Raw genomic sequence first — 26,216 nt, 5'->3', positions numbered from 1 at the left:
GTTCGTGTCCGAGGTGTGCGGATCATTTCCCGGATGTCACGAAGACGTGATGCCTTCGCCTTCCCCGGTTTCGCCTTCCCCGGATTCTCCCTTTCCGGCATTCCCTCGCGGAGGACGTCATGACCCCCATGGTTGATCTCGTCGCCGATCTCGGTGAGGGATTCGGCGCGTACACAATGGGCGACGACGCTGCCCTTCTGGAGATGCTGACCTCCGCCAATGTGGCCTGCGGATTCCACGCCGGTGATCCGCGCATCATGGACGCCACCGTGCGGACCTGCGTGGAGAAGCGGGTGGCCGTCGGCGCGCACCCGAGCTTTCCCGACCTGGTCGGCTTCGGCCGCCGCGCGATGGACCTCACGCCGGAGGAGGTCCGCACGGACGTGCTCTACCAGATCGGTGCTCTGCAGGCGTTCGCCGTCGCGTACGGCACCCGGGTGCACCACGTCGCCCCGCACGGCCGGCTGGGCAACCTGGTCGCCGTACGCGCCGACTACGCCCGTGCCGTCGTGGACGCCGTGGCCGCCCTGGACGAGTCGCTGATCGTGCTGGCGCAGGACGGCGAGCTGGCCGACGCGGCCCGCGCCCGCGGACTGCGCGTGGGCATCGTGGGAATCGCGGACCGCGCGTACCGCGCCGACGGGACCCTCGTCCCGCGCTCCGAGCCCGGCGCGGTGATCCACGACCCCGACGAGGTCGCCGGACGCACCCTGCGCATGGTCACCGAAGGCCTCATCCGCAGCGCCGACGGCACGGACGTCAAGGTCGCCTGCGACACCGTCCTGCTGCACGGGGACAGCCCCGGCGCGATCGCGCTGGCCGGCCGTATCCGCGAGCAGCTTCTCGCCGCCGGTGTCGAGATCACCTCGCTCGACAAGGTCCTGAGCGGCAAGGGGTGTCCCACGTGAACGGCCTGCCCAAGAAGAGCCCTGACATGAACGGCAACGTCACCATCACCGACTGCGGCGACTCCGCCCTGGTGGCCAAGGCCGTCGGCCTGGACGCCGAGGCCGCCTGGCGGCTCGTGCACGCCCTCGCCGACGCCCTGGACGCCGTCCGGCTGACCGGTGGCCACGACGTGGTGCCCACCTACGACGCCCTGCTCGTGGAGTTCGACTGCACCAGCACGGATCACGCCACCGTACGGAGCGTGCTGGCGCACGAGGCCGCCCGCCTCGGCCCGCATCCCGAACCGATCACCCCGCCGCGCCACTTCGTCGTCCCCGTCGTCTACGGCGGTGAGTACGGTCCCGATCTGCCCGAGGTGGCCGCCCAACTCGGCCTGAGCGAGGGCGAGGTCGTCGAGCTGCACTCCGGTTCCGACCTGACCGTCCGCTGCCTCGGCGCGCCCGCCGGGGCGCCGATGACGGACGGTCCGCCCTTCCCGAAGCCCGTGCCGCGCCTTGCCTCGCCCCGGACCCGCGTCGATCCCGGTTCGGTCGCCGCCGCCGGCCGGCAGGCGGTCATCTGCCCGATGCCCTCGCCCGGCGGCTGGCCGCTCCTGGGCCGCACCCCCGTGCGCATCCTCGACCTGCACAGCGACCCGATCACCGCCTACCAGCCCGGCGACACCTTCCGCTTCCGCCCCATCACGCCCCAACAGTGGGACGAATACGCCGACTTGAGCCTCGCGGACCTGGTGGACTCGGCGGGCCTGGCGAACTCGGCGGACCTGGTGGACCACCATGGCTGACACCCTCACCATCCGCACCGCGGGCATCGTCACCGTGCAGGACCTCGGCCGCGTCGGCCGCTCCCGCTACGGGCTGCCCGCCAACGGAGCCGCCGACCAGCACTCGGCGCGCGTCGCCAACGTCCTGTGCGGCAACGACGAGCGGGCCCCGCTGCTGGAGATCACGGCCCTCGACTTCGCGTGCGTGCCCTCCAGCGACATCCTCATCGCCGTGACCGGCGCCCCCGCCGACGTGACCGTCGAAGGAGGCGTACGGCCGCAGTGGGAACCCGTTCCGGTGCGCGCCGGTGAGACCGTCAAGGTCAGCGGGATCCGGCAGGGGCTGCGCGTCTACCTGGCCGTACTCGGCTCGTTCGAGGCGGACCGGCTTCAGGGCAGCTGCGCTCCCGACACGATCCTCGGCTTCGGGCCCGCCCTGAGCACCGGCGACGAACTCGTCCTGCGCACGGCCTGCCCGCCCCTCGACCACCCCTTCTCGCGGATCCCGCTGTTCCGCCTGAAGGCGCCCGTCCCCCCGTTCCCCACCAGCTGGACCATCGACGTCACCGACGGCCCCGACCGGGCCGAGTTCGGCGACACGGGACGGCGCCTGTTCGACGCCCCCTTCACCGTCACGCCGCGCAGCAACCACATCGGTCTGCGGCTGCAGGGGGAGGTGCCTCGCCGCGTCACCAAGGGCGAGGTGCTCTCCCGGGGCGTCCCGATCGGCGCCGTCGAAGTACCCGCGGGGGACGAACTCCTCGTACTGCACCGCGGTCGCGGTGTCACGGCCGGCTACCCCGTCCTCGCCGTCGTCACCGCCACCGGTCTGTCCGCCCTGGGGCAGGTACGCCCCGGGCAGACCATCAGCTTCCGCCATCGCACCCTCGACCAGGCGGTCGCCGCCCACCGCGCACAACGCAACGCCATCGACGCCCTGAGATCCCGGGTCCGCACGGCCTTCGACGCCCTGCGCATCCGCGCACCCGCGGGGACCTGACGCCCCGCACCTCTTCACCACAGGCCCGCTTTCGAAGGGGCGCGGGGAACTGCGCGACCAGCCCCCACCGGGCCGCACGAAATCCGCATCCGCTCCCCCCACCCGCACTTCGAAGGGGCGCGGGGAACTGCGCGACCAGCCCCCACCGGGCCGCACGAAAACCGCATCCGCTCCCCCCACCCGCACTTCGAAGGGGCGCGGGGAACTGCGCGACCAGCCCCCACCGGGCCGCACGAAAACCGCATCCGCTCCCCCCACCCGCACACAGCTCACCCGCACCCAAAACCCACCCGCACCCGCTCACCCGCTCCCCGCCAACCCGCTGGAAGCACCCCGCACGGAGCCGTAACGCCCTCATCCCACGCCTGCTGCCCAGACAGGAGACGCCATGAGCACCGTGGCCGCTCAGCCAGTCCCCAACACCGTCGATCCCAGAACTGCCCGCAAGGTCACCCTCGCGGGATGCGTCGGGATCTTCGCCGAGCTCTACGACAACGGCATCTTCGGCTTCATGGCCGGATCGCTCGCCGCGGTCTTCTTCCCCGGCTCGGACAACGCCATCCAGCTCGTCTTCCTCGGCTACGCCGTCTCCTTCTTCTTCCGCCCCCTCGGCGCGGTCATCTGCGGTCACCTCGGCGACCGCATCGGACGCCAGCGGATGCTGGTCTTCGTCATCATGCTGATCAGCATCGCCACCGCGGCCATCGGCATCCTGCCCACCTACGCGAGCATCGGTGTCGCGGCGCCCACCCTGCTGGTCCTGCTGCGCGTCGCCCAGGGCTTCTCCGTCGGCGGCGAGGCCTCGGGCGCCATGAGCTTCCTCGCCGAGCACGCCCCTGAGGGCAAGCGCGGCCTCTACACCAGCTACGCGCAGATCGCCTCGTTCCTCGCCCTGCTCACCGGCACCCTGGTCGCCGCCGCCATGACCAGCGGACTCGGCGACGACCGCATGCAGTCCTGGGGCTGGCGCATCCCGTTCCTGCTCGCCGTGCCGCTCGGCATCACCGGCATCTACATCCGCAAGCGCATCAGCGACACGCCCAACTTCACGCGCCTCAAAGAAGAGGACGGGCTGTCCAAGAACCCCCTCAAAGAGGCGTTCACCTCTCCCGAGCACCGCCGTGCCATGCTGCTGGCCCTGTTCATCCCGCTGATGAACGGCTCCGGTTACTACGTCCTGTTCAGCTACATGCCCACCTTCATGAGCAGCGAGCTGGACTTCGGCAAGGTCCAGGGCCTCCTCGTCACCGCCTCCAGCCTGGTCGCGATCTGTATCGCCATCCCCTACATGGGCCGTCTTTCCGACCGGATCGGGCGCAAGAAGGTCATCGCCGGGGCCGCGATCGCCATGGCCATCGTGGGCATCCCCTGTTACCTGCTGATCGGCACCGGCAACGTGGCCCTCGCCGTCATCGGCGCCTGCATCATGGCCGTCGTCTTCGCCGGGCACACGGGCGTCATCCACATCCTGCTCGTCGAACTCTTCCCGACCCGGGTGCGCTACTCGGCCTACGGCCTGGGCTACAACGTCTCCTCGGCCCTCTTCGGCGGCACGGCCCCCCTGCTCATGACCTATCTGATCGACCGCACGGGCAACGTCAACATGCCGGCCTTCTACGCCGTCATCACCGCGCTCGGCACGCTCATCGCCGTCTCCCGGGTGACGGACCGGGCGCACCTGCCCCTGCGCGACGCCTGACCGCCCCCGGCACCCGCACACCTCTCGGCACCCGCACACCCCCCACCCCGCACAGCAAGGAGCCCTCAGCATGCCCATCTCCGACTACAGGACGGCCCTCGTCACCGGAGCGTCGACCGGCATCGGAGCCGTGGTCGTCGAGCGACTCGCCAAGCGAGGCCTGGAAGTCCACGCCGTGGCCCGCAACGCCGAACGGCTCAACACCCTTGCCGACGAGACCGGTTGCATCCCGCACGCCGTCGACATCACCGACACCGAGGCGCTCACCGCCGTCCTGGACGGCCTGGAGATCGACGTCCTCGTCAACAACGCGGGCGTCTCGCGCACCGGCAACATCCTCACCGCCGACGAGTTCGCCGTCGACGAGCAGGTCGCCGTCAACATCCAGTCCGTGCTGCACCTGGTCCGCCTGCTGATGCCCGGCATGGTCGAGCGCGACCTCGGCCACATCGTCAACATCAGCTCCATCGCCGGTGTCTACAACTTCGGCGGCAACACGATCTACCACGCCACCAAGGCGGCCGTGCACACCCTCTCCCGCCAACTGCGGGTCGACGGCTACGGCCGCCGGGTCCGCGTCAGCGAGATCTGCCCCGGCCGGGTGGAGACGGAGATCTTCGGCCGGCTGCTCGGCGACATGGAGGCCGCCCAGCGCGAGTTCTACGACGGCTACGAGTCCCTCAAGCCCGAGGACATCGCCGACGCCATCGAGTTCGCCGTCGACGCGCCCCGGCACGTCAACATCGGCCACATCGAGATCCTGCCCACCTTCCAGGTCCCCGGCGGCCTCAACTTCGAGCGCAGGGAGGGCTGATCACATGAAGACGGCAGAGCGACTGCGCCGCATCAAGCCCTCGCCGAGTACGGCGGCGGCGCAGCGCGTGCGCGAGCTGAAGAGCCAGGGGCTCACCATCCTCGACCTGACCGTGGGCGAGCCCGACTTCGACACCTCCGACCACGTCAAGGCCGCCGCGATCAAGGCCATCGAGGCGGGCGAGACCAAGTACACGCCCGTGAACGGCACTTCGGCCCTGCGCGCCGCGATCGTCGGGAAACTCCGCGAACGCCACGGATTGGAGTTCACGGACGCGCAGATCACGGTGGGCGGTGGCGCCAAGCAGGTCATCTTCCTCGCCCTGATGGCCACCCTGGACGAAGGGGACGAGGTCATCGTCCCCGCCCCGTACTGGGTGTCCTATCCGGACATGGTCCGCGCCAACGACGGCACTCCGGTCATCGTCGACTGCCCGGAGGCGGAGGGCTTCAAGCTCATGCCGGAACGGCTCGGGGCGGCGATCACCGAGCACACGCGCTGGGTCGTCCTCAACACCCCGGGCAATCCCACCGGATCCGCCTACACCGTCGCGGAACTCCAGGCACTGGCCCAGGTGTTGCTGGCCCACCCGCACGTCGGCGTCCTCACCGACGAGATCTACGACGAGATCTGGTACGGCTATGAGGACGCCCCGTCCCTCGCCGCCGTCGAACCCCGCCTGGCCGACCGGGTGTTCCTCACCAACGGCGTCTCCAAGACGTACGCGATGACCGGGTGGCGTATCGGGTACGGGGTCGGCCCGGCGGACCTGGTGACCGCGATCAACACCCTCCAGTCCCAGACCTCTTCCTGCCCGTCCTCCGTGAGCCAGGCCGCCGCTGCCGCCGCGCTCACCGGGCCGCAGGACTTCGTGCGGGACACCGTGCGGGTCTACCGCGCGCGTCGGGACGCGACCGTGAAGCTCGTCAACGACGTCCCCGGGCTCAGCTGCACCGTCCCGGACGGCGGTTTCTACCTCCTGGTCAACTGCCAAGAAGCCATTGGGAAGTTGACGCCGGACGGACACCGGATCGAGAACGACGAGGACTTCGCGCGCCACCTGCTCGACAGCGGGCAGGTCGCGGTGATCCACGGTTCGGCCTACGGCGCGCCCGGCTACTTCCGTATCTCGTTCGCCACGTCGACGGACGTCCTCACCGAGGCGTGCGAGCGCATCGCGACGGCCTGCGCCGCACTGAAGTCCGCCGCCGCACCCTCCGTCTGAAAGGTCATCATGATCCGCGTCAGCACCAAGTTCGAGCGGCCGGAACCCTCCGTCGTCAGGCAGTTGAGCGCCTTCTCCTCGGCCACCATCCACGAGGCACAGGGCCGGCTCGGGGCGCTGGACTCGGCGATCAAGCCGGTCGACCACCGCATGTCCCTGTGCGGCCCCGCCTTCACCGTCCAGTGCGCGCCGCGCGACAACCTGATGCTCCAGACCGCCATCGCCTACGCCCAGCCCGGCGACGTCGTGGTCGTGTCCGCCGGCGCCTACGAGGAGGCGGGCTCCTTCGGTGACGTCCTCGCCAACGCCTGCCAGGCCAAAGGGCTCGGCGGCCTGATCACCGACACGGGCGTCCGGGACACCGAGGACCTGCGCGACCTGGGGTTCCCGGTCTTCTCCCGCAGCGTCTCCATCAAGGGCACGGTCAAGGAGACCGTCGGCCCGATGTGCGAGCCGGTCACCATCGGCGGGGTGCTCGTCCGCCCCGGCGACGTGATGCGGGCCGACGCCGACGGCGTGGTCGTCGTCCGCCAGGAGGACGCCGCCGAGGCGGCCGCCGCCTCGCAGAAGCGGGTCGACACCGAGGCGGAGTTCATCGCGGCGTACCGGGCGGGCCGGACCGTCGTCGAGATCTGCAACCTCGAACCGCTTCTCGCGGCGAAGGGGCTGGTCATCGAGGAGTAGGGCACCCGCGATCCGCCCCAACAGCCCGTCCCGGCACCTTGATAGCCTGCCGGGGCCGGTCGAGCCACATCCGAGGCCAGGGAATCCGGTGCGAATCCGGAGCTGACGCGCAGCGGTGAGGGGGACGGGCGGGGGCACGCACGCCACTGGAGGGGACCGGGTCGCCGGGACCGTACCGGGAAGGCGCCCCGGCCGGAGGAACCCGAGTCCGAAGACCTGCTGGCACCTCCGTACCCCAGGGTGCGGAGGCCGTCCGTAGGCCAGGCTCCGCGTTCGAGCCGCGACACCGAGGCATGCCCGTGCTCCGTCCCATACGCACCGTGGCCCTTCTGCTGGTCCCCGCCCTCCTGCTCACCGCCTGTGGCTGCTGCTCCGACGACGACGGCGGTGCCGACACCGAGAAGGCCGCCGCCGGCTATCCGCTCACCCTCGCCGACTGCGGTCACCAGGTGACCCTGAAGTCGGCGCCCGAGCGGGCGGTCTCCCTCAACCAGGGCACCACCGAGATCCTGCTCTCCCTCGGGCTGCAGGACCGTATGGCCGGTACGGCCACCTGGACCGACCCGGTGATGAAGGGCCTGGAGAAGGCCAACGCGTCCGTGCCACGGCTGGCCGACAACGGCCCGTCCTTCGAGAAGGTCCTGGACGCCGAACCCGACTTCGTCACCGCCTCCTTCGTCTCCACGCTCGGCAAGGGCGGGGTCGCCACCCGCGAGCAGTTCGAGAAGCTCGGCGTGCCCACCTATGTCTCCCCGTCCGACTGCGCCGAGGGCAAGGACAACGACAGCGGCGGCGACGGCTCGCGCAGCAAGCCGCTCACCCTGGACGCCGTCCACGGCGAAGTACGCGACCTGGCAAGGGTGTTCGGCGTCGAGGCGCGGGGCGAGAAGCTCGTGGCCCGGCTCAAGGAGCGGGTGCGGACGGCCACTTCCGGGCCGGCCGCCTCCGACGTCTCCCTCATGTACTGGTTCGCCAACTCCGAGGCGCCCTACCTGGCCGGTTGCTGCGGCGCCCCCGGTGCCATCACCCGGGCCGTCGGCGCCAAGAACGCGTTCCCCGACACGCACGACGAATGGCCGCAGATCAACTGGGAGACGGTCGCCGACCGCGACCCCGACGTGATCGTCCTGCACGACCTCAACCTGGCCGCGATGTACTGCGACCGCCTGCTGGTGCTCCGCGAGGGGCGGGCCGTGGCCGAGGGCACACCGGGGGACGTACTCAGCGCGGAACTGATCAAGGACGTCTACGGCGTCCACGCCCGGGTCACGAGCGAGGACGGCCACCCGGTGATCCGCTTCCTGCGCCGGGGGGCCTAGTCCCGAGGCAGGGGCGGGTCGGCCGACCCGCCCCACGGAGTGCCGCCCCCGACGACCGGCCGGCGCCTCTCACACCACCCACCTCAGCCCTGTGCGTCCGGCGTAACCCCCGACGACCGGCCCAGGAGACACCCGCGTAATGGGCATTTCGTACGGTCGCGGAAGCTTCATCCGCACGGGACGAACAGGAGAGGCAGGGATGCCTGTGGCCGCGCCGGACTCGCGGAACGCCGGCACGAGGAAGGTGCGCACGGTCTGCTCGTACTGCGGAGTGGGCTGCGGCATGGTCCTCGACGTCGGCATGGGCCCGGACGGACGGCGTACGGTCCTGAAGGCGTCCGGCGACAAGGCGCACCCCGCGAACTTCGGCCGCCTGTGCACCAAGGGCGCGACCACCGCCGACATGCTGGCCGCGCCCGGCCGACTGACCACCGCCCTCCGCCGGCCCGAGCGGGGCGCGCAGGAGGAGCCCGCCGCTCTCGGCACGGCCGTCACCGAGACGGCTCGGCGACTGCGCGCGATCATCGACGAGCACGGGCCCGACGCGGTCGCGTTCTACGTCTCCGGGCAGATGGGGCTCGAAGCCCAGTACCTGGCGAACAAGCTGGCCAAGGGGTTCGTGCGGACCAACCAGATCGAGTCGAACTCCCGGCTGTGCATGGCCAGCGCCGGCACCGGCTACAAGCTGTCGCTCGGGGCGGACGGGCCGCCCGGCTCGTACCAGGACCTCGACCGCGCCGACGTCTTCTTCGTCATCGGCTCCAACATGGCCGACTGCCACCCGATCCTCTTCCTGCGGATGATGGACCGCGTGAAGTCGGCCGGAGCGAAAGTGATCGTGGTCGATCCGCGCCGCACCACCACCGCCGAGAAGGCCGACCTGTTCCTGCAGATCAAGCCGGGCACCGATCTGGCGCTGCTCAACGGGCTGTTGCACCTGCTGTACGAGAACGGGCACACCGATCCCGACTTCATCGCCCGCTGCACCGAGGGCTGGGAGGCGATGCCCGCCTTCCTCGCCGACTACCCGCCCGCCGCCGTGGCCGAGATCACCGGGCTCGCCGAGGACGACCTCAGGGAGGCCGCCCGGCTGATCGGTGAGGCGGGGGAGTGGACGAGTTGCTGGACCATGGGCCTCAACCAGTCCACGCACGGCACCTGGAACACCAACGCCCTGGTCAACCTCCATCTCGCCACCGGCGCCATCTGCCGCCCCGGCAGCGGTCCCTTCTCGCTCACCGGCCAGCCCAACGCCATGGGCGGACGGGAGATGGGGTACATGGGGCCGGGCCTGCCCGGCCAGCGGTCCGTGCTGGTCGACCAGGAGCGGGCGTTCGTCGAGGAGTTGTGGGGGCTGCCGGCCGGGAGCGTGCGCGCCGACGGGGTCGGCAAGGGCACCGTCGAGATGTTCCGGAAGATGGCCGACGGCGAGATCAAGGCCTGTTGGATCATCTGCACCAACCCCGTCGCCTCCGTCGGCAACCGCAAGACGGTCATCGAGGGCCTGGAGGCCGCCGAGTTCGTCGTCACCCAGGACGCCTTCGCCGAGACCGAGACCAACGCGTACGCCGATGTCGTGCTGCCCGCCGCCCTGTGGACCGAGACCGAGGGCGTCCTGATCAACAGCGAGCGCAACCTCACCCTCGCCGCACCGGCCGCCGACCCGCCCGGCGAGGCCACGGCCGACTGGCGGATCATCGCGGCCGTCGCCCGGGAGTTGGGGTACGAGGAGGGCTTCTCCTACGACAGTGCCGAGGAGGTCTTCGAGGAGCTCAAGCGGGCCTGGAACCCGAAGACCGGCTGGGACCTGCGCGGAGTGACCTACGAGCGCTTGCGCTCGACGCCCGTGCAGTGGCCGGCCGCGACCGAGGACGGGCCCGACCGCAACCCGGTGCGGTACGTGAACGAGGACGGCTCGCTCACCTTCCCCACCGCGAGCGGCCGTGCCGTCTTCTTCGCCCGCGCGCACATCCCGGCCGCCGAAATGCCGGACGACGACTACCCGTTCGTCCTCAACACCGGGCGGTTGCAGCACCAGTGGCACACGCTCACCAAGACCGCGAAGGTGCCCAAGCTGAACAAGCTCAACCCCGGGCCCTTCGTCGAACTGCATCCGCGAGATGCCGCTCAACTCGACGTCAGCGACGGCGATTCGGTGGAGGTCGCCTCTCGGCGGGGGCGGGCCGTGCTGCCGGCGGTGGTCACCGACCGTGTGCGGCCCGGGAGTTGCTTCGCGCCCTTCCACTGGAACGACGTCTTCGGGGAGTACCTGAGTGTCAATGCCGTGACCAGCGACGCCGTCGATCCGCTGTCCTTCCAGCCCGAGTTGAAGGTTTGCGCGGTCTCGCTGACGAAGGTGTCCACGCCGGTGACGGTACGAACTCCCGGGCCACAGACGGCGATACCGGTTGCGGAGGTCGGCGAGGTCGTCGAGGTCGGGGAGGTCGCGGTGCCGGTGTCCGGCGACGTGGTCGACGGGCCGTTCGGACTCGCGCCCGCCCCGCCGCCCGTGCTCAGCGCGCAGGAACGGCAGTACCTCGTCGGGTTCCTCGCGGGTATCCCCTCCGGCGCCCCGGGTGTGCCCGTGCTGCCGCCCTCTGCGCCCTTCAGCCCCGAGCACGCGCTGTGGGTCAACGGCGTGCTGGCCGGCATGTATTCGCGGGCGACACTCGGTATGGACTCGCGGGCGACGCCCGGCCCCGCCGACACCGGCGTCACGGCGATGCCGCCCGGCCGTGAGGTGGTGATCCTCTGGGCCTCGCAGACCGGCAACGCCGAGGAGTTCGCCGCCGCGATCGCCGAGCGGCTCAAGACGGACGGACACGCCCCCTCCCTGCTCGGCATGGACGAGACCGACCCCGCCACGCTGCCGCCCGGCGCCGACCTGCTCCTCGTCACCAGCACCTTCGGCGACGGCGACGCCCCCGACAACGGCTCCGGCTTCTGGGAGACACTGGCCGCCCCCGACACCCCGCGCATGGAGGGCCGCCGCTACGCCGTCCTCGCCTTCGGGGACTCCTCGTACGACGACTTCTGCGGCCACGGCCGTCGCCTCGACCAACGCCTGCGGGAACTGGGCGCGTTGAGGCTCACGCCCCGCACGGACTGCGAACCGGACTACGAGGACGCGGCACACGCCTGGCTGGACGAGGTACTCACCGCGCTCGCGGGGACGCCGGAACGGGAAGCCATACCGGCGGCGCCCGCCCCGGCCGCACCGCGTACGCGAAAGCCCACCCCCGTCACCGCCCGCCTCACCGGCAACCGCCTCCTCAGCCGCCCCGGCGCCGGCAAGGAGGTCCGCCGGTTCACCTTCGACACCCGCGACAGCGAGTCCCCGCTCGTCTACGAGGCGGGCGACGCGCTCGGCGTGCGGCCGCTCAACTCCCGTGCCCTGGTGGGGGAGTGGCTGACCGTCACCGGCCTGGACGCGGACACGGCGGTCGACGTGACCGGCGTGGGAGAGGTCCCGCTCGGTGACGCACTTCTGCGCCACCTCGACATCACCCGGATCACCCCCGGACTGCTCCGCTTCCTCACCGAACGGGTCGGCGACCCACGGGAGTTGAAGAAGCTGCTGCGTCCCGACAACAAGGACGGCCTGGCGAAGTGGTGTTGGGGCCGACAGGCCGTCGACGTGGTCGCCGAGCACCCGGTACGGGCCGGCGCCCAGGAGTGGACGGACGTCCTCGGCCGCCTCCAACCCCGCCTGTACTCCATATCGTCCAGCCCGCTGACCGACCCCCACCAGGTCTCCCTCACCGTCTCCGTCGTGCGCTACGAGAACCTGGCGGGCCGCCCCCGCCAGGGCGTCTGCTCCCCGTTCCTCGCCGACGCCGAACCGGACACCCCCGTACCGGTGCACGTCCAGCGCTCCCCGCACTTCCGCCCGCCCGCCGACCCCGCCACCCCGATGGTCATGATCGGCCCCGGCACCGGAGTCGCCCCCTTCGTCGGCTTCCTCGAACAGCGCCGCGCCCTCGGCCACCGCGGCCCCAACTGGCTGTTCTTCGGCGAGCAGCACCGCGCCACCGACTTCTACTACGAGGACGAGCTGACCGCCCTCCTCGCCGACGGCACCCTCGACCGCCTCGACACCGCCTTCTCCCGCGACCAGCGCGCCAAGGTCTACGTCCAGGACCGCATGCGCGAACACGGCCCCCTGCTCTGGTCCCGCCTCCAGGAGGGCGCCCACCTCTACGTCTGCGGCGACGGCTCCCGCATGGCCAAGGACGTCGACCGGGCCCTCCGGGACATCGCAGCCCTGCACGGCGGCCTGGACGAGGCGGGAGCGGCGGCGTACGTGAAGCAACTCGCGGCGGACAAGCGGTACGTCAGGGACGTGTACTGAGACGGAGACCTTTGGTAGCTGGGCAGATGCGAGGTGCAGATCCAATTTCGCTTCGCACAAGCTCGGCCAAAGTCCCATCCCGGTGTGCAGATGCGTTTGCCCGACACCGCCTCCCGGGTACCGTCTTGCGGGAGGTGGTGGCCCGTGAGCCAGTCCCTGACCCAGCCGGTCGCCGAGCTCGCCCTGACCGTGCCGGACCTGCTCGGCCGGCCGTAGCACCGGGTGCGGGTCACCTTCGAGTGCGCCACCAGCGGCCCGCAGTACCACCACTTCACGGGGCCGCGCCTGTACGACGTGCTCACCGACGCCGGACCCGGCTTCGACCCCCGCCGCCGCAAGGACAGGCTGCGCTTCCTGATCGCCGTCACCGGCAGCGACGGCCACCACGCCCTGCTGACCTGGGCCCAGATCGACCCGGACTTCGCGCACGCGCCCGTGCTGCTCGCCACGAGCATCGACGACACCCCACTCGACCGCGCGGGACCGCAACTGGTGCTGCCGCAGGACCGCTGCGGAGCCCGCTACATCAGCGGCATCAGCGCGATTCGCGTCGACGGGGGCTACGCACGCCGGTGAACAGGGCACCCTGATCGCATGCTGCTCCGCAGGCTCGAATACCTCGTCGCGCTCGCCCGCGAACGCCACTTCGCACGTGCCGCGGCCGCCTGCTACGTCTCCCAGCCGACCCTGTCCGCCGCGATCCGCCGCCTCGAACACGAACTGGACGTCCCGATCGTGCGCCGCGGCAGACGGTACGAGGGCCTCACCCCCGAGGGCGAGGTCGTACTGGCGTGGGCGCACCGCATCCTCGCCGAACGGGACGCCCTGCAACAGGAGTTGTCGGCCCTGCGGGACGGCCTGGCCGGCACCCTGCGGCTCGGTGTCGTGCCCACCGCGCTGCCCGCCGCCTCCCTGCTCACCACCCCGTTCTGCGACCGCCACCCGCGCGCCCGGGTCGCCCTGGAGTCGCTGTCGTCCGTCGACATCACCCAGGGACTCACCGAGTTCGAGCTGGACGCGGCGATGACGTACCTCGACGACGACACCCTGCGGCAGGTGCGCCGGCTGCCGCTGTACGAGGAGCGGTACGTCCTGCTCACCCCCGTCGGCGGCTCGCTCGCCGGGGTCGCGAAGGCCCGCTGGTCCCAGGCCGCCGAACTGCCGCTGTGCCTGCTCAACTCCCGTATGCGCAACCGCCGCATCATGGACGAGTCCTTCGCCGCCGACGGCGTCACGGCCACGCCCGCCATCGAGTCGGACAGCGTCGCGGGACTCTACGCCCATCTCTCCGGCGGCCGTTGGTCCAGCGTGATCTCGCACGCGTGGCTGTACATGTTCGGCGTCCCGGACGGCATGCGGGTCATACCGCTGGAAGGACCCGCGCACGGGCCGCGCGTCGGCCTGGTCGTCGCCCGCAGCGAGCCGCAATCCGTGCTGGCCGAGGCGCTGTTGAAGGTCGCACGGGAGGCCGGGGTGCGGGACGCGCTGGACGAGCTGCTGCACACGTATCTGAGCGACGGCGCCTGACGGACCCACGCTGCCGAGGGGGTTGATAGCCGTCGGCTATCCCGACATCACAAAGAACGCTTTGACCAGCACGATTGTCCGCGAGCATCGTGAACAGCATCTTCCCGCAACGCCAGTTGAGGAGCCGCGACATGGCCAAGGTGCTCTGCGTCCTGTACGAAGACCCCACCGACGGTTACCCGACCACGTACGCCCGCGACGACCTCCCCGCGATCGACCACTACCCGGGCGGCCAGACCACCCCGACCCCCGAGGCGATCGACTTCACCCCGGGCCAGCTCCTCGGCAGTGTTTCCGGCGAACTCGGCCTGCGTTCCTACCTGGAGAAGGCCGGCCACACCCTCGTCGTCACCTCCGACAAGGACGGCGCCGGGTCCGCCTTCGACCGTGAGCTGGCCGACGCGGACGTCGTGATCTCGCAGCCCTTCTGGCCGGCGTACCTCACCCCGGAGCGCATCGCCGCCGCGAAGAACCTGAAGCTCGCCGTCACCGCCGGCATCGGCTCCGACCACGTCGACCTGGACGCCGCGATCGCGCACGGCGTGACGGTCGCCGAGGTGACGTACTGCAACAGCATCAGCGTCGCCGAGCACGTGGTGATGATGACGCTGTCCCTGGTGCGCAACTACCTGCCCTCGCACCAGGTGGTCCTCGACGGCGGCTGGAACATCGCGGACTGCGTGGCCCGTTCGTACGACCTCGAAGGCATGCAGGTCGGCACGGTCGCCGCCGGGCGGATCGGGCTCGCGGTGCTGCGCAGGCTCGCGCCCTTCGACGTGAAGCTGCACTACACCGACCGGCACCGGCTGCCCGAGGACGTCGAGCGTGAGCTGGGGCTGACCTGGCACGAGAGCGCCGCCGCAATGGTGCCGCACTGCGATGTCGTCACCATCAACGCGCCGCTGCACCCCGAGACGGAGGGCCTGTTCGGCGACGAGTTGATCGGCACGATGAAGCGCGGCGCCTACCTCATCAACACCGCGCGGGCGAAGATCGCCGACCGGGACGCCGTCGACCGCGCCCTGCGCAGCGGGCAGTTGGCGGGCTACGCCGGTGACGTCTGGTACCCGCAGCCGGCCCCCGCCGACCACCCCTGGCGGACCATGCCGCACCACGGCATGACCCCGCACATCTCCGGCTCCTCCCTCTCCGCGCAGGCCCGTTACGCGGCCGGCACCCGGGAGATCCTGGAGTCGTGGTTCGCGGGCCGGCCGATCCGCGACGAGTACCTGATCGTGGAGGGCGGCCAGTTGGCGGGCACCGGAGCCCACTCGTACTCCGTGTCGGAGACCGAGGAGGAGAAGGGCTGACCCGGAGGCCGTGAAGTGGGGTGGGGGGCCGGTGCCCGGCATCGGCCCCCCACCCGCACGGTCAGCCCTTGCCGAGCAGCTTCTTCATCTCGGCGATCTCGGCGGTCTGGCCGGTGACGATGTCACCGGCCATGTCCTTGGCGGGACCGTAACCGCCCTTGTCCTTCTCGGTGTCGGCCATCTCCACGGCACCCTGGTGGTGCTCGGTCATCATGGTCAGGAACATGGTGTCGAAGCCGGTGCCGGACGCCTTCTCCAGCTCGGTCATGTCCTTGTCGGCCATCATTCCCGGCATCCCGGAGTGCGCCGAGTCGTCCATGCCGGGCATGGCGGAGGACGTGGCCGAGGGCACGTCCTCGCCCCAGGCCTTCAGCCAGCCGGACATGGTCCTGATCTCCGGGTCCTGGGCCTTCTCGATGCGCGAGGCCAGATCCCTGACCTGGGTGGACGAGGCCCGGCCGGCGGCGAGTTCGGCCATCTCCAGGGCCTGCCGGTGGTGCGGGATCATGCCCTGCGCGAAGACCACGTCCTGGGCGTTGTGGCTGCCGGCGGCGGTCGAGGACGCCGAGGAGGACGGGGTGGAGCCGTGGCCCTCGCGGCCGCTGTCACCGTCCTCACTGCCACAGGCGGCGAGGACGAGTGCGGCGGACACGGCCGCGGCCACCAGGGCGACGCGGCGGATCGGGAACGTACGAACGGTGTTGCGCATGCGGGAACTCCTGCTGTGCGAAAGGGATCTGAGGTGTGAGGGCGCGCAGGGGCACACCACGTCGCCCGACGGCGGGGCGCGGTGTGCGCAACGGCCTCTAGATCCGCAGGAGTTGGAGTTCGGCCAGGTCCGGTGGCGCACGGCCGCCGTCCGGCGCGGTGACGGCGTACGAGCACGGCGCCTCGGCGGGTACGACGGCGGCCATCGGGTCGGGCACGAGCGCGGGCAGTGCGGGCCCGCCGCTCACCGCTCCGGACGCGCAGGTCCGGTCGGCGTGATGCATCTGCCCCGAGCCGCAGTCGCCACCGGCGCAGTCCCCGTGCGCGGCGGCCGTGGCCGTCATGTGCCGGTCGGCGGAGTGCTCGTGCATACCGCCGCCGGGAGCCAGCGCGTGCATGCCCAGCAGACCGACCAGCAGCCCCAGCACGAGCAGCGCGCGCCACCGCACGGAGGGCGGCGCGATGCGTTGCTGTGCGCGGGCTGTCATGCCGCCCATGCTACGCACACCGCTTCGGACGGTCGACGATCACCCTCGGCCGGCGCCGCCGGTCACTCCCGACCGTCGCCGTCGCTCTCCGCCGTCCATACGATCCGCGGCGGCACCACGCGCGCGCAGAGCGGCCCGCCCCGGGCGTCCGTCAGCCCGAGCCGCCCCACCAACAGCCCCGAGCGCACGGCGGTGTCGAGCACCTCGGCCGGCACCGCGTCGAGCATCAGCTTGGCGCGCCGGAACATGGCGAAGCCACCGGCCTCGTCGACCGACCCCCACGACAGATAGACGAACCGCCCGCCCGGCCCGCCCTGCACATACGGCCCCCTCACATCCGTACCGTCCGCCGAGACGACGAAGGCGCACTCCAACGTCCAACTCGCGGACCCGGCGTCGCCGGGCGTGGCACCGAGCAGCTCGGCCGGACGGTTCCGGCGCTGCACGGCGACATGGATGTTGGTGTACGACGGGACGCCCTCGGCGGGTCCGCGGGCGCGGCCCGGCAGGTCGACGGCGTCGATACGGATGCGCAGACCGGCACTCACGCCGTCACCGCCTCGGTTCGTGGCCCTGTGGGTCTCCAGTGTGCGGCTGTGGGCTTCGGCATCCGCGGGGCGGGGCCGCACCGGCGCGTGGCAGGATCGGGCGCCATGAGGGCGTCTCCTTCGGTACGCGTGCTGCGCGCGGCGGTGTTCGCCGCGCTGTGCGTGCTGCTCGCCGCCGGGGGACACGCGTTGGCGACCGGTGCGGCACCGCCCGTGTGGGCGCAGGCCGCCGGGTTCGCGCCGGTCTTCGGGGCCGGGTACCTGCTGGGCGGCCGGGAGCGCTCGCTGGCCGCCATCGGCGCCGGCACCCTCACGGCCCAGGGCGGACTCCACCTGACCTTCGACGCCGCCCGCGCCCACGGCCTGGGCTCCCTGCGCTCGATGACCTCCATGCAGGGGATGTCGGGGATGCACGGCACGGCGTCCGCGCACGGCATGCGGATGGCCGCGCACGCGCAGGTCCACAACCACACCCACGCCCTGACCCCGCACGCCACCGCCGCCCACGTCACGGCCGCGGTCCTGCTCACCTGGTGGCTGCGGCGCGGCGAGGCCGCGCTGTGGTCGCTGCTGCGCCGGGCCGCCACGCTGGTGCCGGGACTCGCCGCGTGGTGGCAGGTGCGCGACGGCGCGCGGGGCGTGCCGGCCGCGCCGGACGCCGTAGCCCTCTGTGCCGTCCGGCCACGACCGCTCGGCCGGCGACTCCTCCTGCGACATGCGGTGCAGCGGCGCGGGCCGCCGCTGGGGACTTCGTACGCGATCTGACCCCAACACACCTTTCCAGTACGGAGATCCACCCACCCATGTCCCCAGTACGCACCAGCCTGCGCCGCGCCGGAATCGTCACCGGACTCGCCGCCACCGCGATCATGACCGCCGCGGGCATCGCCTCCGCGCACGTCACCGTCCACCCCGAGAGCTACGCGAAGGGCGCCACGGACGGCGTCCTGACCTTCCGCGTGCCCAACGAGGAGGACACCGCCAGCACCACCAAGGTGCAGGTCTTCCTGCCCACCGACCACCCCGTCCTCGGCGTGCTCGTCTCCCCGCAGGACGGCTGGACCGCCAAGGTCACCACCACCAAGCTCAAGACACCGGTCAAGACCGACGACGGCAACATCACCGACGCGGTCTCCGCGGTCACCTGGACCGGCGGGAAGATCGGGGCCGGCCAGTACGAGGACTTCAACATCGCCTTCGGTCAACTCCCAGACGACACCGACCAGTTGACCTTCAAGACCCTCCAGACGTACTCCGACGGCAAGACCGTGCGCTGGATCGAGGAGGCGCAGTCCGGCGACGAGGAGCCGGAAAACCCGGCGCCGGTCCTGAAGTTGACCGCGAAGGAGGCCGCGGAGGACGGCGGCACGGAGGCCGCGCCGACCGCGTCCGCGACCACACAGGCGTCCGCGTCCGACAGCCCGGGCAGCTCCGACGCCAGTGACTCCACCGCACGCGGGCTCGGCATCGCCGGTCTCGTCGTGGGCGTACTGGGCCTGGCGGCGGGCGCGTTCGCCGTGGTGCGCGGTCGCCGCTCGACCTCGTAGGCGATGCCCGTCCTCGTCCTCGTGTCCTGGATCACAGCCTGTGGGTTGAGTGTGGTGGCCTGTGCATTTCCGTACTCCCACCTGCCGGTGAGGACCCGGATGCGAGGATGAGGCGCATGAGGCCAGGGTGGTTTTCGCGCACGATACGGACCGCGGTGTTCGCGGCCGTGTGCGTGCTGCTCGCCGCCCTCGGCCACGTGATGATGTCCGGCAGCGAGGTGCCCCCGTGGGCGCTGGCCGCCGGAGCGGCCGTGACCGGCGCCGCCGGCTGGTGCCTGGCGGGCCGTGAACGCGGGCTCCCGCTGATCGTGGCCGTCGTGGTCACCGCCCAGACCCTGCTCCACTCGGCCTTCTCGCTCGCGCAGTCGGCGCACGCGGCGGCCGGGCACACCATGGACTCCATGGACATGGGCGCCATGCACATGTCCTCGACGGACTCCATGGACATGGCCTCGATGGGTGCGACGGCGTCCATGTCCGGGGGGTCGGCGGTTTCCGCCGGTTCCATGGACATGGGCCTCTCCACCGATGGCACCTCGTCCTCCCTCGGCATGCTCGCCGCCCACCTGCTGGCCGCGCTGCTGTGCGGTCTGTGGCTGGCGTACGGGGAACGGGCGGCCTTCCGCATCCTGCGGGCCGTCGCCGCCCGGCTGATCGCCCCACTCCGGCTGCTGCTCGCGCTGCCCGCCACCCCGAACCGCCCGCGGGTACGCCCGCAACGCCGACGCTCCGACCGGGCGCCGCGTCTGCTCCACCTCACCCACGCGATCACCTCTCGCGGGCCGCCCGTGGCCACGGCTGTCGTCTGAGGACAGCTGGTTCCCGGGGCGGCCCCTGCGCACGCCCCGGCCACGGCCGTACGCGCGCATCGACGCCGTAGGGCCGACCTCCCCTTGACCGGACCGCCCGCGCCCTCGCGCGCCCGCGGTCCGGATCGCGGATCCCGAGAAGGACCCCAGGTGATCACTCCTGCCCTGCCCGCGCGGCCCGTCGAAGGCGACCCGGCCGACGCCCTGCACACCCTCGACGAGTCCATAACCGCCTGGGCCCTCGCCGCCCGGACCGGCGACCAGGCCGCCGTCGAACGCTTCGTCCACGCCCTGCACCGCGACGTCCGGCGCTACGTCGCCCATCTGTGCGCCGATCCGCAGGCCGTGGACGACCTCGCGCAGGACACGTTCCTGCGGGCGCTCGGCAGCCTGCACCGGTTCGAGGGCCGTTCCTCGGCCCGCTCCTGGCTGCTGTCCATCGCCCGCCGCGCGGTGATCGACGGTTATCGGTACGCCGCCGTCCGGCCCCGGCGGAGCGACGCGGCGGACTGGGAGCCGGCCGCCGAACGCGCCCAGCCGCGCGGCCTGCCCGGCTTCGACGACGGCGTCGTCCTGCTCGACCTGCTGGCCGCGCTGCCGGACGAGCGCCGGGAGGCGTTCATCCTCACCCAACTCCTCGGTCTGCCCTACGCGGAGGCCGCAGCGCTGAGCGACTGCCCGGTGGGGACGGTCCGTTCACGGGTGGCCCGGGCGCGGGCCACGCTCGTGGACCAACTGGCGGACGCGGACGCGGTGTTGATGGCGTGAGCCGAACGCTGCGCCCGCTGCGCGATGGCTGAGCGGGGCTTGGCCGATCGCCTGCCGGGCGCGGCGCTCACCCTCCGGTGGCTTGAGCGTGGTCTTCACAGTGCGGTGGCCCGGACGCGGCCGTCCCCATCCGGTGGCCCGCGTCGGCACCCACCACACGTTGGCCGAGCGCGACCCGCGCCGCCCGGCCGCCGGTCGGGCGCTCACCACTCGGCGGGGGCTCGGCGACGGCGCTCGCCACTTACCGGGCCCCGACGACGACCCCCGCCACCGAGCGGGGACCCCACGCCCACGGCGCCTCCGCTACTCCGCGGTCGGCGCCCCGCTGTCCGTCCTCTGCGCCAGGTCGGGCAGCAGTCCGCACACCGCCTCCCGCTCGGCCGGTCCCACGAAGCGGGCGAGCGCCTTGCTGACGGTCTCGGTGAGGACGCCGGAAGCCCCCTGGAGGAGGTCGCGGCCCTTCTCGGTGAGGGCGACCTGGACGCCCCGCCGGTCGCCGGAGACCGAGGTGCGGGTGACCAGGCCGGCGTGCTGGATGCAGGCGATCTGGTAGGTGAGCCGGGTCTTCGGGCGGCCCAGGAGCTCCGCGACCTGCGTCATCCGCAGCCCCGTCCTGGGCTGCTCGGCGAGCAGGCACAGGATCAGGAACTCGTCGTGCGAGACGTCGAGCCGCTCCTTCACGACCGCCCGCAGCTGCTGCTCCACCGCGCCCGTCGCCGCCAGCAGGACCATCCACGCCCGCAACTCCGGGGGCAGCAGTCCCTCACCCTGCGCGGACGGGCATTGGGGCAGGTCGGTGGGGTGCTCCTCGCGGTCGGCCATGTCGCCCAGTCTACCTGTTGTCCAATTTTGGACAGGAGGGTTGTTCAGATTTGGATGATGGACTAGCGTGGCAGTCATCCAAATTTGAAGCAACCAAATTTGAACTACCCGGACTGGAGAACGATCATGACCGTCGCCGTGGAAACAGGCCTGTGGCAGCTCGACACCACCGCCTCCACCGTCGCCCTGCGGCACAAGACGATGTGGGGCATGGTCACCGTGAAGGGCACCCTCGACGTCGTCGGCGGCCAGGGCGAGGTGAGCGCCGACGGGTCCGCGACCGGCACCGTGACGCTGAACGCGGCCTCCATAGACACCAAGAACCGCAAGCGCGACGAACACCTGCGCTCCGCCGACTTCTTCGACGTGGCGAACCACCCCGAGATCACCTTCGCCGTCCGCACCGCGGAGCTGCGGGAGGGCGAGACCGTCGAGGTCGCCGGTCAGTTGACCGTGCACGGCATCAGCCGCCCGCAGCCCGTCACGGCGAAGCTGACCGGCGCGAGCGCCGACTCGCTCACCCTGGACACGGAGTTCACCGTGGACCGCGCCGAATTCGGATTGGACTGGAACCAGATGGGCATGATCCGCGGCCTGACCACGATCACCAGCACGCTCCGCTTCGTACGCGCGCAGGCCTGACGCCCATCAACGGGCCGTCCCCCGCGTTCACTTGACGTCCCGTCAACCGCCCTTGTGGACCCGCGTGATGGCGGCGCGGTCCACGAGACGCACGTACGCGCTGGACAACGTCTCCGGCGTCGCCGTGAACGCACGCAGTCGTATGCGCGCGCTCCGCTTCGTCGACAGGGCGAACTTCCCGGCGGCCGGCCTGATCTCGACCCGTTCGGTGCGGTGGGCGGGAATGGTGGCCGGGCCCGCCACCACGGACCAGTACGTGCTGGAGCCCTGGCTCATGGTCAGCATGTAGTGCGGGGTGAGGGCGGTGCCGTCCCTGTTGGTGACGCGCAGGGTCAGCCGGGTGAGGACGTTCGCCCGGATCCCGTGCGCGGCGGCGCGACCCACCGCGGCCACCTTCATCTGCAGCGGCGCCGAACCGCTGACCGCCAGAGCCGCGCTCAACAGCGCCGGGGTGAGCGCGAGTACGGCCGCGGCACCCAGGGCCGTACGGCGGTGCGGACCGGAAAACAGGCGCGGGCGCGGCTGCCAGGCACCGTCGAACTCCGCCGGGGGAGCGGTCACCGCAGCCGCGAGCCACAGCGGCGTCATCAACAGGTAGTAGCCGTCCTGCGAGCGGGTCGCCAGATAGAAGGCGCACCACGGCAGGACGGTCGCCGCGGGCCCGAGCCGGCGCATGAACAGCACCATCAGCACGAGCAGCCCCGCCGCCAGCAGCACACTCGCGTGCCCGTACCAGCCGAGGCGGTCGCTGCCGTCGGTGAAGTAGAGCGAGATGTCCGCGAGGCCCTGGCCGTGCAGCGTCGCGCCCTGCGTCAGCGGCAGCGCGACGCCCCTGATCCAGGTGCCCGGCTCGCTCACGATGAAGTAGGTGTTGATCAGCAGCCACACGGTGGCCGCGACGCCGGCGATCCGCAGCACCAGCAGCCCCGCCGCCCGGCTGCCCAGCTCGCCCCGGCGCACCGCGTAGACGCCGGCCAGCAGGAACGGCGCGAGGAACCACGGCAGTTGCTGTGCCGCGCAGGCCGCGCCCAGACACGCGGCACGGGCCAGGTCGGCCGCGCCGAGCCGGCCGCCGCGGCCGATCCGGGGCCAGCGGACCACCACCGGGATCAGCAGGGCCAGCGCGGTGATCGCCGGGTAGCCGAGCCGGGCGTACATCGGCAGGAAACCGAAGCCGAGGCACGCCATGGTCGCCGCCGAGCGCCACGGCACGGGCAGCATCCGCCACAGCACGACCGTGCCGACGAGCAGCGAACCCGTGCCCACCGCCGTCGCCGGGATGGCGCCGTGGCCCAGCCACAGCAGCGGCGCGGTCAGCAGCGGGACCAGTGGGGGATAGCCGTACGTCAGGTCGTAGCCGCCGGACACCGTCGGAGTGAGGGCGGCGCCGTGGCCGAAGAGCCAGGGCCAGGACTGTCCGTAGACGGGGTGTCCCGCGACCAGTGAGCGGGCGGCCTGGGTGGTCAGCAGGGCCTCGTCGGAGCCGCCGTGGTTCATGACCCAGGTGCACAGGGCGAGGGTGATCGCGGTCGCGAGGACGCACAGGTCCAGGCGGGCCAGCGAGCGGGCCCGGCGGACCACCAGGGCGAGCACCCCGGACACCAGGATCGAGACGTAACAGAGCGAGACCACCCCGGCCACGGGGAGGCGGTGGCTGGCGCCCTGGGTCCACACCGAGCGGGCGCCGATGAAGAGGCTGATGTCGGCGAGCAGGGTCAGGACGCGGTGCCATTGCGCGGGGGATTCCGGAGCGGCGGACACCGCCGACCGGGTTCGCCGACCGGGTGCCACCAGCTGAGTTTCTGCCAAGTGCACGTCACGGGACGCTAGTCGCGTCCGGTGAGCGGGGCGTCGCCGGACGTGAAGAGTCCGGTGTGAGGCCGGTAAGGGGTTCCTCCGTGGCCTCTCTACGGTCCTTCCGAGGGGTCGCGGACCGTGTCGCTGTTAGGCCGAACGGGTGACATGGCGTAAGAATGGCTGGTGCAGCAGTTGAGGACGAGTCAGTTCGGGGGGAGCCGGTGAACAGCCACGACGTCACCGATGAACAGTGGGAAGGGCTCGCCCAGGTCGTGCCACTGCGTGGCCGGGACGCCTGGCCGTCGGCCGTGGACCACCGCGCGCTGCCCGACGCGGAGACGGAGACGCGCCGCCGCTTCGTCGTCCTGCGGGTCAACATCTTCGCCGACGCCCGCGAGGTCGCCGAGACCCTCATGGCAGGCATCCCGGTCCTGCTCGACCTGAGCGGCGCGGAGACCGACGTCGCCAAGCGCGTCCTCGACTTCAGCACCGGCGTCGTCTTCGGCCGCGCCAGCGGCATGCACCGCGTCGACCGCAACGTGTTCCTGCTGACACCGGCGGACACCGAGGTCACGGACCTGATCGAGGATACGGGAACCGCGGGCACCTGAGCCGGTCCGCCGGCAACCTGTCGTCCGGCACTCGGTCCCTCGATCGTAGGAAGGTCTCCCGGGCGGAACGGTTCGCCTTCAGGCGGAGCCCTACGGTCCGGTCATGACCGTGCCTTCCGCGCGCCCCGAACCGGACGCAGCGCCTCCGCCCACCGACCGCCCGAGCGACACCGCCCCACCCCAGCTCGGCGGGCTGTCCACCGGCGAGAGCCATCCCTTACGAGGCGCCGAACCGCCCGCCTCGCCGAACGGCAGGGCGCATCCCGTCCGCCCCTGCGTCACCGAGCTCCGGCTCTCCGCGTTCGCCGGGCATCGGCAGGCCGGGCTCACCCTCGGGCCCGTCACGTTGTTCGCGGGGCCCAGCGGGGCCGGTAAGACGACAGCCCTGCGGGCGTACGAGGCCTTGGCGCGACTCGGCGGGGGCGGTGCGGTCGAGGAGGTGTTCCCCGATGCCGGGGACTGTGTGCCCGAGCGGGCCCGGCCCGACGCCCAGCGGCGCCGGGGCTTTCGGATCGGGTGCACCGCCGACGGGCCGCAGGGGCCGGTCCGGCTCGACGTCGCCGTGCAGGCCGAGCCCGAACTGCGCATCGTGGGGGAGCGGTTGACGGCCGGCGGGCTCGTGCTGCTGGAGACCGCGCTGCGCGACCCGTCACGCCCGTTCGTGCAGGCGGCCTGGCACACGGCGGGCTCGTCCCCCGTGACCAGGGCCCCGCTGCCCGACGACCGGCTCGGTACCGCGCTGCTGCCGCTCCGCGTGGCCGGCAAGACCGACGGCCAGCGCCGCGTGCTGGCCGCCGCCGAGCAGATGGTGGTCGCCCTGCGCTCCGTCTTCGCCTGCGCCCCGATCCCCGGCCGGATGCGCAACCCCGTGCCGACCGGCTCCGGCCGACTGCTCGGCGGCTGCGACAACCTCGCCGACGTCCTGTGGCGCACCCAGGCGGAGTGCGGCCGACGGCACGCGCAGCTCGTCGCCGCGGTGCGCGCCGGATGCGCCGGCGCCGTGACGGACGTACTCGCCGAACCGCTCACCGACGGCATGGTCCGGGCGCTGCTCGACCGGGGCGACGGACACCGCACGGCCCTGCGCCGGCTCGGGGACGGTGAGTTGAGATACGTCGCCCTCGCGCTGGTTCTGCTGACCGGGCCCGGGGTGCTGGAGGTGGACGCGGCCGGTGAGGTGCCCGCGGCGATGCAGGCGCTCACCGTGCTCGCGGACGGGTTCGACCACTGCCTGGACCCCGGCCAGCGGCGCGAACTGCTGCGGCTGGCCACGCGGATGGCCGCCCGCGGCCACATCCGTTTCGTCGCCGCGGTGAGCGACGCGTCCTGGGCCGAGGGGACGCCGGGTGCCACAGTGGTACACCTGGAGCCGTGACAGAACCACTCGACACCGGGCCCCTCGACGTGCCGAAACTGCAGCGCAGGCTGGCCGACTTCGCCGCCGCCCGCGACTGGCAGCCGTACCACACCCCCAAGAACCTCGTCGCGGCCCTCAGCGTGGAGGCCTCCGAACTGGTCGAGATCTTCCAGTGGTTGACGCCGGAGGAGTCGACCCGCGTGATGGACGACCCCGGCACGGCCCACCGCGTCACCGACGAGGTCGCCGACGTCCTCGCGTATCTGCTCCAGCTGTGCGAGGTGCTCGGCGTCGATCCGCTGGCGGCGCTGGACGCGAAAATCGACCGCAACGAGCGGAGGTTCCCGGCCCCGTAAGGAGCCGTTCGATCCGTTTTCACTCTCCGCAGTCGAAATCCCGCTCGAAATCGATTTGTTGTCCACAGATTTCCGTCTTCCTCTGGCTTTTCGCCCGACACGCGCTCACGCTGGGTAGTGGACAGCGGGGTTCGAGTGGACGTGCGGACAGCGCGTCGTGGC

Annotated in this window: 25 protein-coding genes and 1 riboswitch; of the genes, 20 read left to right on the top strand and 5 right to left on the bottom strand. The window is 71.7% G+C overall.

Going from position 1 to position 26,216, the window contains the following annotated elements:
- The first annotated feature begins 119 nt into the window (after positions 1–119).
- The 12 genes from M2283_RS30480 to M2283_RS30425 all read left to right on the top strand — a co-directional run bounded on the left by M2283_RS30480 (position 120) and on the right by M2283_RS30425 (position 15,601).
- Positions 120–908 carry a LamB/YcsF family protein gene (locus M2283_RS30480; protein WP_280879649.1) on the top strand — a complete coding sequence of 263 codons (789 nt, stop codon included), beginning with the start codon at positions 120–122 and terminating at the stop codon, positions 906–908.
- Positions 905–1,693 (top strand): 5-oxoprolinase subunit B family protein, encoded by a 789-nt coding sequence (locus M2283_RS30475; RefSeq protein ID WP_280879648.1) that lies wholly within the window; start codon positions 905–907, stop codon positions 1,691–1,693. The genes M2283_RS30480 and M2283_RS30475 overlap by 4 nt, the downstream gene beginning before the upstream one ends.
- Positions 1,686–2,672 (top strand): biotin-dependent carboxyltransferase family protein, encoded by a 987-nt coding sequence (locus tag M2283_RS30470; protein ID WP_280879647.1) that lies wholly within the window; start codon positions 1,686–1,688, stop codon positions 2,670–2,672. The genes M2283_RS30475 and M2283_RS30470 overlap by 8 nt, the downstream gene beginning before the upstream one ends.
- A gap of 388 nt (positions 2,673–3,060) precedes the next feature.
- The gene (locus M2283_RS30465) at positions 3,061–4,371 is read left to right on the top strand and encodes an MFS transporter (protein WP_280879646.1); all 1,311 of its coding nucleotides are present in this window, start codon (positions 3,061–3,063) and stop codon (positions 4,369–4,371) included.
- Positions 4,372–4,441: 70 nt separating this feature from the next.
- On the top strand, positions 4,442–5,185 hold the full coding sequence (locus M2283_RS30460; protein ID WP_280879645.1) for an SDR family oxidoreductase: 744 nt from the start codon (positions 4,442–4,444) through the stop codon (positions 5,183–5,185).
- Positions 5,186–5,189: 4 nt separating this feature from the next.
- Entirely contained in the window at positions 5,190–6,410 is a 1,221-nt protein-coding gene (locus M2283_RS30455) for an aspartate transaminase (protein ID WP_280879644.1), read from the top strand.
- A gap of 9 nt (positions 6,411–6,419) precedes the next feature.
- On the top strand, positions 6,420–7,094 hold the full coding sequence (locus tag M2283_RS30450) for a 4-carboxy-4-hydroxy-2-oxoadipate aldolase/oxaloacetate decarboxylase (RefSeq protein ID WP_280879643.1): 675 nt from the start codon (positions 6,420–6,422) through the stop codon (positions 7,092–7,094).
- Between the two features lie 39 nt (positions 7,095–7,133).
- A riboswitch (cobalamin riboswitch) is annotated at positions 7,134–7,332 on the top strand.
- Positions 7,333–7,387: 55 nt separating this feature from the next.
- Positions 7,388–8,413, top strand: a complete 1,026-nt coding sequence (locus M2283_RS30445; RefSeq protein ID WP_280879642.1) for an ABC transporter substrate-binding protein — start codon at positions 7,388–7,390, stop codon at positions 8,411–8,413.
- A 199-nt stretch (positions 8,414–8,612) separates the two neighbouring features.
- Positions 8,613–12,764: a bifunctional nitrate reductase/sulfite reductase flavoprotein subunit alpha gene (locus M2283_RS30440; protein WP_280879641.1), complete on the top strand. Its 4,152-nt coding sequence runs from the start codon at positions 8,613–8,615 to the stop codon at positions 12,762–12,764.
- A gap of 222 nt (positions 12,765–12,986) precedes the next feature.
- Positions 12,987–13,340, top strand: coding sequence for a hypothetical protein (locus M2283_RS30435; protein ID WP_432423148.1), 354 nt, complete (start codon positions 12,987–12,989; stop codon positions 13,338–13,340).
- 18 nt (positions 13,341–13,358) lie between these two features.
- Entirely contained in the window at positions 13,359–14,291 is a 933-nt protein-coding gene (locus M2283_RS30430) for a LysR family transcriptional regulator (protein WP_280879640.1), read from the top strand.
- A 131-nt stretch (positions 14,292–14,422) separates the two neighbouring features.
- On the top strand, positions 14,423–15,601 hold the full coding sequence (locus M2283_RS30425; protein WP_280879639.1) for an NAD-dependent formate dehydrogenase: 1,179 nt from the start codon (positions 14,423–14,425) through the stop codon (positions 15,599–15,601).
- A gap of 61 nt (positions 15,602–15,662) precedes the next feature.
- Here M2283_RS30425 and M2283_RS30420 read toward each other — a convergent pair whose 3' ends face one another.
- From M2283_RS30420 to M2283_RS30410, 3 genes are all read right to left on the bottom strand, one after another.
- Positions 15,663–16,310 (bottom strand): DUF305 domain-containing protein, encoded by a 648-nt coding sequence (locus M2283_RS30420; RefSeq protein ID WP_280879638.1) that lies wholly within the window; start codon positions 16,308–16,310, stop codon positions 15,663–15,665.
- 97 nt (positions 16,311–16,407) lie between these two features.
- A complete protein-coding gene (locus M2283_RS30415) occupies positions 16,408–16,797 on the bottom strand; it encodes a DUF6153 family protein (RefSeq protein WP_280879637.1) in 390 nt (129 codons plus the stop codon).
- Positions 16,798–16,859: 62 nt separating this feature from the next.
- Positions 16,860–17,345, bottom strand: coding sequence for a DUF5990 family protein (locus M2283_RS30410; protein WP_280879636.1), 486 nt, complete (start codon positions 17,343–17,345; stop codon positions 16,860–16,862).
- A 105-nt stretch (positions 17,346–17,450) separates the two neighbouring features.
- Here M2283_RS30410 and M2283_RS30405 point away from each other — a divergent pair, with 105 nt between their 5' ends.
- From M2283_RS30405 to M2283_RS30390, 4 genes are all read left to right on the top strand, one after another.
- Positions 17,451–18,110: a hypothetical protein gene (locus M2283_RS30405; protein ID WP_280879635.1), complete on the top strand. Its 660-nt coding sequence runs from the start codon at positions 17,451–17,453 to the stop codon at positions 18,108–18,110.
- A gap of 38 nt (positions 18,111–18,148) precedes the next feature.
- Entirely contained in the window at positions 18,149–18,892 is a 744-nt protein-coding gene (locus tag M2283_RS30400) for a YcnI family copper-binding membrane protein (protein WP_280879634.1), read from the top strand.
- 116 nt (positions 18,893–19,008) lie between these two features.
- Positions 19,009–19,701, top strand: coding sequence for a hypothetical protein (locus tag M2283_RS30395; RefSeq protein ID WP_280879633.1), 693 nt, complete (start codon positions 19,009–19,011; stop codon positions 19,699–19,701).
- Between the two features lie 150 nt (positions 19,702–19,851).
- Positions 19,852–20,469: a sigma-70 family RNA polymerase sigma factor gene (locus tag M2283_RS30390; protein WP_432423147.1), complete on the top strand. Its 618-nt coding sequence runs from the start codon at positions 19,852–19,854 to the stop codon at positions 20,467–20,469.
- Between the two features lie 303 nt (positions 20,470–20,772).
- Here the strand turns inward: M2283_RS30390 and M2283_RS30385 are convergent, their stop codons facing one another.
- Positions 20,773–21,291, bottom strand: a complete 519-nt coding sequence (locus M2283_RS30385) for a MarR family winged helix-turn-helix transcriptional regulator (protein ID WP_280879632.1) — start codon at positions 21,289–21,291, stop codon at positions 20,773–20,775.
- A gap of 126 nt (positions 21,292–21,417) precedes the next feature.
- On the opposite strand from M2283_RS30385, the gene M2283_RS30380 reads away from it, so the two are divergent.
- Positions 21,418–21,933, top strand: coding sequence for a YceI family protein (locus M2283_RS30380; protein WP_280879631.1), 516 nt, complete (start codon positions 21,418–21,420; stop codon positions 21,931–21,933).
- A gap of 42 nt (positions 21,934–21,975) precedes the next feature.
- On the opposite strand, the gene M2283_RS30375 is transcribed toward M2283_RS30380, so the two are convergent.
- Positions 21,976–23,694 carry a hypothetical protein gene (locus M2283_RS30375; RefSeq protein WP_280879630.1) on the bottom strand — a complete coding sequence of 573 codons (1,719 nt, stop codon included), beginning with the start codon at positions 23,692–23,694 and terminating at the stop codon, positions 21,976–21,978.
- 212 nt (positions 23,695–23,906) lie between these two features.
- On the opposite strand from M2283_RS30375, the gene M2283_RS30370 reads away from it, so the two are divergent.
- The 3 genes from M2283_RS30370 to M2283_RS30360 all read left to right on the top strand — a co-directional run bounded on the left by M2283_RS30370 (position 23,907) and on the right by M2283_RS30360 (position 26,054).
- Positions 23,907–24,341 (top strand): cell division protein SepF, encoded by a 435-nt coding sequence (locus M2283_RS30370; RefSeq protein ID WP_280879628.1) that lies wholly within the window; start codon positions 23,907–23,909, stop codon positions 24,339–24,341.
- Positions 24,342–24,444: 103 nt separating this feature from the next.
- On the top strand, positions 24,445–25,716 hold the full coding sequence (locus tag M2283_RS30365) for an AAA family ATPase (RefSeq protein WP_280879627.1): 1,272 nt from the start codon (positions 24,445–24,447) through the stop codon (positions 25,714–25,716).
- Positions 25,713–26,054 carry a nucleotide pyrophosphohydrolase gene (locus M2283_RS30360; protein WP_280879626.1) on the top strand — a complete coding sequence of 114 codons (342 nt, stop codon included), beginning with the start codon at positions 25,713–25,715 and terminating at the stop codon, positions 26,052–26,054. Before M2283_RS30365 ends, M2283_RS30360 begins: the two co-directional genes overlap by 4 nt.
- Positions 26,055–26,216: the final 162 nt, after the last annotated feature.

It is taken from the genome of Streptomyces pseudovenezuelae (assembly GCF_029892565.1).
Classification (GTDB): domain Bacteria; phylum Actinomycetota; class Actinomycetes; order Streptomycetales; family Streptomycetaceae; genus Streptomyces; species Streptomyces pseudovenezuelae_A.
This window is presented reverse-complemented; position numbering and strand designations above follow the sequence as displayed.